Raw genomic sequence first — 11,743 nt, forward strand, 5'->3', positions numbered from 1 at the left:
CCCATATGCAAACTGCCGGTGACGTTCGGCGGCGGGATCATGATGCAGAAGGACTCTTTGCTTTCATCGCCGTTCGGCTTGAAATAGCCCTGCTTTTCCCAGTGCTCGTAAAGCGGCTGTTCGATATCTTGGGGGTTGTATGTCTTTTCCATTATTTCCAGGTTGCCGTATTCAGGTTAAAACCAGCCATGCGGTACGCTTTGTAGCGGTCACGCGCCAGTTGTTTTAAGGAATCTTCGTGTGGGACGAAGTCTATCACTTCTGTGAAAGCGGTGGCAAAATCTGCAAAGCCCACGCGCAGGCTGATTAACAGGTCCCGCGGGCTGCTGTTGCGCTTTTGCGGCCAGGCGATTTCCACCGGCGCACCGCCGCGCGGGCCTTCGCCCGACAGGTTATGCGGCACAAAGCTTTCCGGCGGCCGCGACCACAGCGCCTCGTCCAGGCGAATGGCCTGCTTCTCATCTTCACAGGCGATCAGAATGCGTTTTCCCGCTCGCCACCGATCCGCCGCCAGTTCACACACCAGCTGCTCTACGGCGCTTAAGCCGTCGGCGGTGTTGTCGTTGTCGAGCAGGTAGAACGTCGCATTCTTCATAATATGGGGCTTCTTTGCGTGGTTTTAAACGTAAAGCCGGGTGGCATGAATGCTTACCCGGCCTACGAAAAGCATGTAGGCCCGGCAAGCGAAGCGCCGCCGGGCATTAAAAACAACTACTCTTCGCCGGAAAAACCGGCGCGGTTCAGCAGGAACTGAGACAGCAGGGCAACCGGACGACCGGTGGCGCCTTTGGCCTTGCCGGAGCGCCATGCGGTACCGGCGATGTCCAGATGCGCCCAGTTATACTTGCGGGTGAAGCGCGACAGGAAGCAGCCTGCGGTGATGGCACCGCCAGGGCGGCCACCGATGTTCGCCATATCCGCAAAGTTGCTTTCCAGCTGTTCCTGATACTCATCACCCAGCGGCAGACGCCACGCGCGGTCACCGGCCTGTTCGGACGCGCCGATAAGCTCATGCGCCAGCGGGTTGTGGTTCGACATCAGCCCGGTGATGTGATGGCCCAGGGCAATCACACAGGCGCCGGTGAGCGTTGCCACGTCGATAACCGCTTCAGGCTCGAAGCGCTCCACGTAGGTCAGCACGTCGCACAGCACCAGACGGCCTTCGGCATCCGTATTCAGTACTTCAACGGTCTGGCCGGACATGGTCGTCAGCACGTCGCCCGGGCGATACGCGCGCCCGCCAGGCATATTTTCACAGCCCGCCAGAATGCCGACAACGTTCAGCGGCAGCTGAAGCTCTGCCACCATGCGCATTACGCCGTAGACCGCTGCCGCACCGCACATGTCGTACTTCATCTCGTCCATGCCTTCGGCAGGCTTAATGGAGATGCCGCCGGAGTCAAACGTCAGGCCTTTGCCGACCAGCACGATCGGACGCGCATCTTCGGACGGATTGCCTTTGTATTCAATGACCGACATCAGGGACTCATTCTGTGACCCGTTGCCGACCGCCAGATACGAGTGCATGCCCAGCTCTTTCATCTGCTGTTCGCCGATAACGCGGGTGATGACGTTCTTGCTGTAAGAGTCAGCGAGCTGGCGTGCCTGAGAAGCGAGGTAGGCGGCGTTACAGATATTCGGCGGCATATTGCCCAGGTCTTTCGCTGCTTTGATACCAGCAGCAATTGCCAGACCGTGCTGAATGGCGCGCTCGCCGCTGGTCAGCTCACGGCGGGTTGGGACGTTGAACACCATTTTACGCAGCGGGCGACGTGGTTCGCTCTTGTTGGTTTTCAACTGGTCGAAGCTGTACAGCGTCTCTTTCGCCGTCTCCACCGCCTGGCGTACTTTCCAGTAGTTGTTGCGGCCTTTGACGTGCAGTTCGGTCAGGAAGCAGACCGCTTCCATCGAGCCGGTGTCATTCAGCGTATTGATGGTTTTCTGGATAACTTGCTTATACTGACGCTCATCAAGCTCGCGTTCTTTGCCGCAGCCAATCAGCAGAATGCGCTCAGAGAGCACGTTCGGCACGTGGTGCAGCAGCAGGGTCTGGCCAGGTTTGCCTTCAAGCTCGCCACGGCGCAGCAGGGCGCTGATATAGCCGTCGCTGATTTTATCGAGTTGTTCGGCGATCGGGGAGAGACGGCGTGGTTCAAAGACGCCAACAACGATACAGGCGCTCCGCTGTTTCTCCGGGCTGCCGCTTTTTACACTGAACTCCATGCACTACGCTCCTGAATCTTAAAGACAACGGCGGTGGCTACGGATAGAATTGCAAGCTTTCGTAACTCATGTCCGCTGTTGCGGTGACTTCGTGTTAATCTTAGCGATATCGCGATGTTGGCTCGTCAGAACCGGGTCTGAAACGTAAAGCCGCTGAGTCTTTTAATCTTAGCGATGTTTTCGACGACTCAAGAGAATAAATGACGTTTAAGCCATGAAACAAGCAATTTTCCAGCAACTGTGCTCTAAATTATTCGCGTTGCAGGAAGGCGGCAAGGCCGTGAATCCTCAGGAACATAGCTCACTATGTGACTGAGGTGAGCGGGTGCAGCCAACGCACCTGGAACGTGAAGAATGACGAGCAAAGACAGGTTTTAACGGGCGTATTTATAGTGATAATTATAAGATATCTGGTGCGGGAGACGCTGAAAAGCCAACTGGCTATCCTCTTCATCCTGCTTCTGATTTTTTTCTGTCAGAAACTGGTCAGGATCCTCGGCGCAGCGGTAGACGGTGACATCCCGACAAACCTCGTTCTGTCCCTGCTGGGACTCGGGGTGCCAGAAATGGCGCAACTTATCCTGCCCCTCAGTCTGTTCCTCGGCTTGTTGATGACGCTGGGCAAACTCTATACCGAGAGTGAAATCACGGTGATGCACGCGTGCGGCCTGAGTAAAGCCGTGCTGATCAAAGCCGCTATGATTCTGGCGCTGTTCACCGCCATCGTGGCTGCGGTCAACGTGATGTGGGCCGGGCCGTGGTCTTCGCGACATCAGGATGAAGTGCTGGCGGAAGCCAAAGCCAACCCGGGCATGGCGGCGTTAGCGCAGGGCCAGTTCACTCAGGCGACCAATGGCAACTCGGTGCTGTTTATCGAAAAAGTGAGCGGCACGCAATTCCATGATGTCTTCATGGCGCAAATTCGCACCAAAGGCAACGCGCGTCCGTCCGTGGTCGTCGCGGATTCCGGGCACCTCTCCCAGCAGAAAGATGGCTCACAGGTCGTAAATCTCAATACGGGCACCCGCTTTGAGGGCACCGCGATGCTGCGGGATTTCCGCATCACTGATTTCAAAGATTACCAGGCGATCATCGGGCACCAGACCGTTGCGCTGGATCCGGATGATACCGAGCAGATGGGCATGAGCGCCCTGTGGCATGCGGATTCACCGCAGGCCAGCGCCGAGCTGCACTGGCGTCTGACGCTGGTGGCGACGGTATTTATTATGGCGCTGATGGTCGTGCCGCTCAGCGTGGTGAACCCACGTCAGGGACGCGTGCTGTCTATGTTGCCGGCCATGCTGCTGTATCTTGTCTTCTTCCTCGTGCAGACATCGCTGAAGTCTAACGGCGGCAAAGGCAAAATCGATCCGACGCTGTGGATGTGGGCTATTAACGTGCTCTATTTCGGGCTGGCAGTGTTGCTGAACATCTGGGATACGGTGCCAATGCGTCGTCTGCGTGCACGAATCGGCGGGAAAGGAGCGGTATAATGCAGCTATTTGGCGTTCTTGACCGCTATATCGGCAGAACCATCTTCACCACCATCATGATGACGCTGTTCATGCTGGTGTCCCTTTCGGGCATCATCAAGTTTGTCGACCAGCTGAAAAAAGCCGGGCAGGGGAGCTACGACGCGCTCGGCGCGGGTATGTATACCCTCCTCAGCGTACCGAAAGATATCCAAATTTTCTTCCCGATGGCGGCCCTGCTGGGCGCGCTGCTCGGGCTCGGCATGCTGGCGCAGCGAAGCGAGCTGGTGGTGATGCAGGCATCGGGCTTCACCCGTTTGCAGGTGGCGCTGTCGGTCATGAAAACCGCAATCCCGCTGGTATTGTTGACGATGGCTATCGGTGAGTGGGTGGCTCCGCAGGGCGAACAGATGGCGCGCAACCTGCGTGCACAGGCGATGTATGGCGGTTCGCTGCTCTCTACCCAGCAGGGCATGTGGGCGAAAGACGGTAACAACTACATCTACATCGAACGCATCAAAGGTAACGATGAACTCGGTGGGATCAGTATTTACAGCTTTAACGACAACCGTCGTTTGCAGTCCGTACGCTACGCGGCTTCGGCTAAGTTTGACCAGGATGCCAAGGCCTGGAAGTTGTCGCAGGTAGATGAATCTAACCTGAGCGACCCGAAACAGGTCACCGGCTCACAGACCGTCAGCGGCACCTGGAAAACCAACCTCACGCCGGACAAGCTGGGCGTGGTAGCGCTGGATCCGGATGCGCTGTCGATAAGCGGTCTGCATAACTACGTCAAATACCTCAAGTCCAGCGGCCAGGATGCGGGGCGCTACCAGCTGAATATGTGGAGCAAAGTGTTCCAGCCGCTGTCGGTGGCGGTGATGATGCTGATGGCGCTGTCCTTCATCTTTGGGCCGCTGCGCAGCGTGCCGATGGGCGTGCGCGTGGTGACAGGGATTAGCTTCGGCTTCGTGTTCTACGTGCTCGATCAGATCTTCGGTCCGCTGACGCTGGTCTACGGCATTCCACCGGTTGTCGGTGCCCTGCTGCCAAGCGCCAGCTTCTTCCTGATTAGCCTGTGGCTGATGATGAGGCGTAGCTAGCCTGTCGCTTTGTGTGATGAAAAGCAGCCTGCGGGCTGCTTTTTTTTATCTCCAAAGGGATGAGATAGTCCCACTTCACCTTGTTTCCCAAAAGATAAAATAAAGTCGTCCGCTTCTGTTTTTTTAAAATAAAATAGACGAAATCTGAAATTTAAAAAATAGAGGAAAAATAAAATCTATTTTATATTTTACCAGGCGATTAAATTGCTTTTTAACTATTTTGTGATTGTGCCCGCATCAGATAAAACCCATAAATAGAAAAGAATCCTAAAATACGGATTTTATTTTCTCTCTGATATGTGATGGGGTTAAAATAAGCAACTTATACAGGGAGGCGGGCTGTGTTAGCTGCTCGCGATCATCGTTTTGTTCGCCATCATTGCAGGGAATGTTATGATTTCGATTCTGATAGTGGACGACCATCCGGCTATTTGCTTTGCGCTTAAAGTCATCCTGAAAAAAGAAGGGAAGTACGCCGTTGCTATTTCAAATGGCGAAAATCTTCTTGCTCAGATACACCAGCACAGGCCGCAGTTGCTTATTCTCGATCTGGAATTAAGCCATGCCGATGGCCTTGATTTATTGCCCCGTGTGAAGCAGCATTTTCCTGAGTTGAAAGTTTTGATATTTACCAGCCAGCCCGCAGGCTTATATGCCCTGCGTACGCTTCAGGCCGGTGCCAGCGGATTTATTAATAAAAATATGTCGCTGGAGCACGTCGAGCCGCTTTGTCAGCTGATTGCAGAGGGTTATCAGTGCTTTCCTGAGGGCGTTCTTCATCGCGCTGGTATCGTACAGGAGCATCGCAGCGACCCTGACAATATGCTGGCGCAGTTGTCCGATCGCGAAATCGCGGTACTGAATTTTTTAAAGCAGGGCAAAAGCAACATGGAGATTGCCGGCCTGCTGTCGCTCAGTAATAAAACCATCAGTACCTATAAAACGCGTATGCTGCAAAAGTGCGGCTGCGACGATCTCAGCCAGCTTATCGACATGATGGCTGCGGAGGATCGCCGTGAGGATCGCTAGCTGGTTGCTGCTGCTGATTTTCACCTTTAACGCCCATGTCGCCCAGGCGAATGAGGCGCTAAAGCTGCTGGCCCGCAGCCAGGAAGTGCTGGCCGATCCGGGGCTGACGCCGGGGGAGTGGCGCTGGGTACGCGAGCACCGCAAGCTCCGCCTTGCCGTCTGGCGCCCCATGTCACCACCCTACGACATTACTACCGGGCTGAACGATTATGGCGGTATTAACGCCGACTTTTTAGGGCTGGCGGCGGACAGCCTCGGTCTGGAAATCGACGTCATCCGCTACCCGGACTATGCTGCCGCGCTGGCCGCACTGCGGGAGAGAAAGGCGGATTTTATCGCCCAGGCGGGAGAGAACCAGCGTCACGACGACCTGTTGCTGAGCACGCCCTACAGTCCGAACGAGGCGGTTGAGGTGGTTAACACTGACGCCCCGCGCGACGAAGCACCCGTCAAAATTGCCGTCGCATCGACCTATGACGGCGCGCAGGTACTGGCGCGCTACCCAAACGCACAGATCGTCAGCTTCTATTCCGCCCGGCACGCGCTGGAGGCGCTGGCCTTTCGTCAGATAGATCTCTTCTTCTGCGATGAGATCACTGCCCGCTATCTGGTCAGCCAGTCCAACCTGAGCAATCTGCGTATTCGTTCCCTTACCCGGCCTTATCCGACTCAGGGTTTCTCTTTTGCGGTGATGCCCGAAAGTAAAATCTGGATTACAGTGCTGAATAAGGTGCTGAAGGCCGTGCCCGAGAGCGCCGGTGTGGAAATTCACCGCCGCTGGAACGGCGGCATTCCGCTATCCCTCAGCGAGCAGCAGCCGGTTTATACCTCCCTGGAGCGTAAATGGATTCAGGAGCATAACCGCATTCGCGTGGCGGTGGCGCAGGACAACGGGCCGGTGGCCTGGTTCGACGAATCCGGCCAGCTGCGGGGCATTATTGCCGATATCCTGACGGCGCTGCGGCTGCGCACCGGCCTGGTCTTTGAAATCCAGCGCTATCCGGGCCAGCGCGCGGCGCTTGTGGCGGTCAAAGAAGGCAAGGCTGACCTCGTGGCGGGTGGCGTTCAGGACGATATCTGGCGGGCCGATCTGATCACCACCCGCACCTGGCTGTATAACTCCTGGGTGATGGTGGGCCGCCGGACGCATGCTCAGGCTGCGCTGAACCGGGCCGTCGTCAGCCTTGATGGCCAGTCGCCGGATGCCTGGCTGCGTCAGCAAAGCGCAGAGCTGAACGTCAAAGCCGCCTCCTGGCGGCAGGGGCTTGAACGCGTTGTGCGGGGGGAAAGCGATATGATGACCATGCCGCTTATCGTCGCCAACGCCCTGCTCGACGGGAAGGAATACCCCTCATTACACATTCTGGCGAGCATTGATATTGATCCGATGCGCTACTCTTTCGGCGCTTCCCGCCAGTCCTGGCCGCTGATCACCATCCTCAACAAAGCGCTGATTAACATTCCGCCGGAGGATCTGCATGCCCTTACCCGGGGTGGCAGCGCAGGCAACGGCTTCACGGCGGTGTCAGCGCCCTCAACGTCGGGTGGGTTACTGCTGCTCCTTTGTAGCGCTGTGATGCTGCTGTTGGTGCCCATCGTCTGGTTCTGTCGTCGCCAGCAGCGGCTTATGAAGATGCTGCGTGAGGCGAAGCGCCACGCCGATGAGGCCAGCCAGGCAAAAAGCGCTTTCCTGATAACCATGAGCCATGAAATCCGCACACCGGTGAGCGCCATTCTCGGCATGCTTGAGCTGGTGATGAAACGGCCGGGAGACGCGCAGCAGAACGCGCGCTCGGTGCAGGTGGCGTGGGATGCCGCCCAGTCTCTGCTGCTGCTGATCGGTAATATTCTCGATGTCTCACGTATTGAGGCGGGCCGCCTGGTGCTGCGCCCGGAACGCGTCGCGCTGCGGGGGCTGATTGAGGAGGCGGCCCTGCTGTTTGAGGGGATGGCGAGCCGGAAAGGGCTGACATTCGTGCTGGAAATTGACGCTGATATTCAGGGAGACGTGCTGGCGGATCGCAGCCGCCTGCGGCAGATCCTCGTCAACTTGGCGGGTAATGCCATCAAGTACACCGATCGCGGGCAGGTCACCCTGCGGGTGGAGTCAGCGGGAAGAGAGGATGACTACCAGCTGCTGCGCATGGACGTTGAGGATACCGGCCCGGGCATTGATGACGTCACCCGAGAGCGGCTGTTCCAGCCCTTTGTACAGGGCGACGATCGCCATGTGGCACAGGGCAGCGGAATGGGGCTGTACATCTGTCGCAGCCTTGCGCAGATGATGGGGGGCAGCGTGGTATTGCACAGCGAACCAGGCAAAGGCACGCGAGTGACGGTGATGCTCAGGCTACCTCTCATGGCTGCTCTGACGTCGCCTGGACCTCAACCGCAGGAAGAAAAGCACAGTGGCCCTCTCAGCGTGCTGGTGGTCGACGATAACCCGGCGGGAAGGATGCTGCTGATTGAGCAACTGCGCTGGTTAGGCCATCGGGCAAGCGGAGCGGAAACGTCCGCACAGGCGCTGGCAAGCGTGGAGGCCTGGCAGCCGGATGCGATCATCACCGACTGCAATATGCCCGGAATGAACGGCTTCGAGCTGGTCAGTCTGCTTGTTGCACGCTGGCCTGAAATAGCCATTTATGGCGTGACCGCCGATGCCCGTGACGTGGTGCGTGAGGCGGGACGGAAGGCGGGGATGCGCGACTGCTTGTTTAAGCCCATAACGCTCAGCGTACTGTCAGGTCTGCTCGGCAGCGTCACGGCACCAGAACCTGCCGTGCCGACGTTTTCGTGGTCTGGCGAACCCGACCTCCCCCCGGCGCTGCTGGAGGGCGAGAACCTGAACGTTTTCCTTTCGCTACAGCTGTCCGTTCTTGATGAAACTCTTCATCAGCTGACCCGCTGGCATCACGACCAGGAGACGCCGCTGCGCGAAACGCTGCATAAGCTACGCGGTGGCATCCAGTTGCTGGGGGTTGATGGGCTGCTGGCGCTTTGCGAGGCCCAGGAGCAGGCACCCAATAGCGAAGGTATCCACCGTCTTGAAGCGCAAATACGCCAACTACGGGCCATGCTGATCCAGTGGCGTGAAACAGGACTACAGCCGCAACGGACCGTCCTACAGCGCGATGAAGATGGGTCTGTATCGTAATGACATGCCGAACGCGATTATTCTTTTGGTCGCAGGAAACAGCCGCGGCTTCAGCTGCGGTGAGGCATTCATTAAGGAGATAGACAATGAAAAAATTAGTATCTGTTCTGGCTGTAGTAGCTTCCGTTGGTATGTTCGCTTCTGCTTCTGCCCACGCGGCAGAAACCTGCGCGCAGAAAGAAGCTGCGCTGCAGAAAGAAATCCGTATCGCTCAGCAGTTCGGCAACACCTACAAAGTTGCATCGCTGAAAAAAGCGCTGGCAGAAGTGAAAGCACACTGCACCAACGCAAGCGTGCTGGCCGATGCTCAGAAAAAAGTCACCAAGCTTGAGAAGAAAGTCGCGGAAAAACGCGAAGATGTGGCTGAAGTTCAGGCCGATCTGCGCGAAGCTAAAGCGAAAGGCGACGCGAAGAAAATCGCTAAATACCAGAAAAAACTGGTCGAAAAGCAGGCTGACCTGCGTGAAGTACAGCAGGAGCTGAGCGCAGCTCGCGCCGACCTGGCTTCCCTGAAATAAGTCATCAGTGATGGCTGTTGCGGGCAGGATGCAATGCGTCCTGCCCGCATTGTCATGTCCGCTACCGTGCTCTTCCGGATAGTCATCATTCTGCTGCTGTTGCTTTCAGCACGGGCAGCCATGGCCAGTGAAAGTACCTGGATAATATTCAACAACACCTACAAGGGTGCTATTTCGCTTGATATTCGGGAGGGATTTCCCTGCCTGACGCGGCCGCTTCTTCAGGAGTGGGGCGTGCGGGCGAACGTACTCGACAAACTTCAGTGGGATGCCCGCGCCTGTCTGACCCCACAGTCCGCCGAAACCTTTTCCTTTCAGTACTGGTATCGCCCGGAGGCGCATCTGTTGACGCTGCTGTTTCCTGAGGAGGCGATCAATCCTCAGCAGAACGGCGTCAGCACCAGCCGCTGGGATGACGGTATCAATGCGCTGTTCGTAAACTACCGGCTGAACGCTGATAACCAGCGGGCGCGCTACAGCTGGGAAAGCTCGGGCACGGAGGGACAACTGAGCCTGGAGAACGGTGTCAATGTGGGGCCGTGGCGTCTACGCTATCAGAACACCTTCTGGCGTGAAAGGGACGGTGACCATGGCTCCTGGACCGACAGCGCTTCGCTATGGCGCAATATTACGGCTCTGCGCTCGCGGCTTACCTTTGGCGATGGCTTTACCACCGGTTCACTCTTTGACAGCATTCCTTATCGCGGCATTTCCCTTGCCAGCAATGAGTCCATGTATCCTGACAGCTGGCGTCCCTACGCGCCGGTGATTAACGGCTATGCGCGCACCGAGGCGGAGGTCACCATTCACCAGAACGGCGAACGTGTTTATCGTATTCACGTTCCGCCGGGCCCCTTTACCCTGCGTGACTTCTACCCTCCCGATGCCCAGGGCAATTTGGAGCTGACTATCCAGGAGAGCGACGGAACGGAACGTACCCGCCAGTTACCCTATTCGATCATGCCGAATCTGGTGAAGCATGGCTATTTCAGCTACGAGCTGGCGGCGGGCCGCTACAAGCCATCGCGCCTCGATGACAAGGATCGGGCTCGTTTCTGGCAGGGCACGCTTTCCAGGGGCGTCCTTCCGCACGTGACGGTTTTTGGCGGCCTTCAGCAGTCGGAAAACTACCAGAGCGAAGTGCTGGGGCTGGGGGGAAATATGGGGATGTGGGGCGCGGCGTCGGCGGATGTCAGTTTCGCCAGCTACGCCCAGTCGCACGAGCGTTATCGCGGTAGCGTCTGGCGGCTACGCTATGCGAAAGCCTTCTTCCGCACCGAAACCAGCCTTAACGCTCAGCTCCAGTGGTACCCTCGTGGAAGCCGGTATCGTTCGCTGGAGGAGAGGCTGGCTCAGTCGCAATGGCAGGCCTTTGGCATGGATGACGACGTAACGGAGAGGATAGTCGGCGGCCAGGTGGAGCTGACGCAGAATTTTGGTGAGGATTCGAACCTGAGCCTTTCCTGGAACTGGCTCAAATCACGCCAGTCGACCGCCGACAGAAACAGTATTTCTCTCAGTATTAACAGCAGCTGGGACGAGGTGGATCTGTCGGTATACGCCGGCTATGAGCGCAGCGGCGGCGAAGTGCCGGAGAGTACGCTGGGCATTAACATCAGCATTCCGTTCAGCTTCGCCGGCCACAGCAGCAATGTTGCCCTGGTTTCCGACCTGGCGAGCCGCGACAAAAACAGCCACGGGGTGAACGTTTACGGCTCGGCGCTGGACGATTTCAGCCTGCGCTACGATGCCACCGTCGGGCATACCGAACACGGCGACGACAGCCTGGCCGCCAGCCTCGGATACCAGTACAACGCAGGGGAGATGAACCTGAGCCTGAACCGCAGCAGTGACCGGCGCGATTATCACGCCGACGTGAGTGGTAGCGTGCTGGTACACGACGAAGGTATAGCCTTTGGGCAGACCCTCGGCAGCACGGCGGCCCTGGTACAGGTACCGGATACGCCGGGCGTCTCTTTCTACAACCAGTTTGGTTCCACCACTAACGCCCATGGCGATCTGCTGGTCAGCTACATGACGCCGTGGCGGGTGAACCGTGTGACCGCCGACAGCTTCAGCCTGCCGGAGAGTGCGCATCTGGACGTGGATGAACTGGAAACGGTCCCTACAGACGGCGCGATCATCAGGCTGCGCTTTCCGACCAACGGCGAAGTCACCGATTCCACTCCGGCGCAGTAACGAATAGCGTGAAGCCTGTACTACAGCGCCTTTATCTTTTTTCGT

At 57.3% G+C, this 11,743-nt stretch carries 9 protein-coding genes; 6 read left to right on the plus strand and 3 right to left on the minus strand.

Features of this window, described 5'->3' with window-relative positions; translation table 11 throughout:
* From RTU33_RS18760 to pepA, 3 genes are all read right to left on the minus strand, one after another.
* Window positions 1-152, minus strand: a 152-nt coding sequence (locus RTU33_RS18760) for a class I tRNA ligase family protein (protein ID WP_312629394.1), incomplete at its 3' end; no start/stop codon positions are given.
* Window positions 152-595 (minus strand): DNA polymerase III subunit chi, encoded by a 444-nt coding sequence (holC, locus tag RTU33_RS18765; RefSeq protein ID WP_312629362.1) that lies wholly within the window; start codon window positions 593-595, stop codon window positions 152-154. The genes RTU33_RS18760 and holC, both read right to left, overlap by 1 nt.
* Window positions 596-711: 116 nt before the next feature.
* On the minus strand, window positions 712-2,223 hold the full coding sequence (gene pepA / locus RTU33_RS18770) for a leucyl aminopeptidase (RefSeq protein WP_312629363.1): 1,512 nt from the start codon (window positions 2,221-2,223) through the stop codon (window positions 712-714).
* A 392-nt stretch (window positions 2,224-2,615) separates the two neighbouring features.
* Between pepA and lptF the strand changes: the two genes are divergently transcribed.
* The 6 genes from lptF (at window position 2,616) to RTU33_RS18800 (ending at window position 11,698) form a co-directional block, all read left to right on the plus strand.
* A complete protein-coding gene (lptF, locus tag RTU33_RS18775; RefSeq protein ID WP_312629364.1) occupies window positions 2,616-3,716 on the plus strand; it encodes an LPS export ABC transporter permease LptF in 1,101 nt (366 codons plus the stop codon).
* On the plus strand, window positions 3,716-4,798 hold the full coding sequence (gene lptG / locus RTU33_RS18780; protein WP_312629365.1) for an LPS export ABC transporter permease LptG: 1,083 nt from the start codon (window positions 3,716-3,718) through the stop codon (window positions 4,796-4,798). The genes lptF and lptG overlap by 1 nt, the downstream gene beginning before the upstream one ends.
* 393 nt (window positions 4,799-5,191) lie before the next feature.
* The gene (locus tag RTU33_RS18785) at window positions 5,192-5,827 is read left to right on the plus strand and encodes a response regulator transcription factor (protein WP_312629366.1); all 636 of its coding nucleotides are present in this window, start codon (window positions 5,192-5,194) and stop codon (window positions 5,825-5,827) included.
* Entirely contained in the window at window positions 5,814-8,981 is a 3,168-nt protein-coding gene (locus RTU33_RS18790; RefSeq protein ID WP_312629367.1) for an ATP-binding protein, read from the plus strand. The genes RTU33_RS18785 and RTU33_RS18790 overlap by 14 nt, the downstream gene beginning before the upstream one ends.
* 86 nt (window positions 8,982-9,067) lie before the next feature.
* A complete protein-coding gene (locus RTU33_RS18795; RefSeq protein WP_312629368.1) occupies window positions 9,068-9,499 on the plus strand; it encodes a DUF1090 domain-containing protein in 432 nt (143 codons plus the stop codon).
* Between the two features lie 33 nt (window positions 9,500-9,532).
* On the plus strand, window positions 9,533-11,698 hold the full coding sequence (locus tag RTU33_RS18800; RefSeq protein ID WP_312629369.1) for a fimbria/pilus outer membrane usher protein: 2,166 nt from the start codon (window positions 9,533-9,535) through the stop codon (window positions 11,696-11,698).
* The last annotated feature ends 45 nt before the right edge of the window (window positions 11,699-11,743 follow it).

Source organism: Scandinavium sp. (assembly GCF_032012665.1).
Lineage (GTDB): Bacteria > Pseudomonadota > Gammaproteobacteria > Enterobacterales > Enterobacteriaceae > Scandinavium.

What these genes read in the sequence shown, in the direction of transcription:
- holC (WP_312629362.1), bottom strand. Translation starts at nt 595, where the DNA reads ATGAAGAATGCGACGTTCTACCTGCTCGACAACGACAACACCGCCGAC.
- pepA (WP_312629363.1), bottom strand. Translation starts at nt 2,223, where the DNA reads ATGGAGTTCAGTGTAAAAAGCGGCAGCCCGGAGAAACAGCGGAGCGCC.
- lptG (WP_312629365.1), top strand. Translation starts at nt 3,716, where the DNA reads ATGCAGCTATTTGGCGTTCTTGACCGCTATATCGGCAGAACCATCTTC.
- RTU33_RS18785 (WP_312629366.1), top strand. Translation starts at nt 5,192, where the DNA reads ATGATTTCGATTCTGATAGTGGACGACCATCCGGCTATTTGCTTTGCG.
- RTU33_RS18795 (WP_312629368.1), top strand. Translation starts at nt 9,068, where the DNA reads ATGAAAAAATTAGTATCTGTTCTGGCTGTAGTAGCTTCCGTTGGTATG.
- RTU33_RS18800 (WP_312629369.1), top strand. Translation starts at nt 9,533, where the DNA reads ATGCGTCCTGCCCGCATTGTCATGTCCGCTACCGTGCTCTTCCGGATA.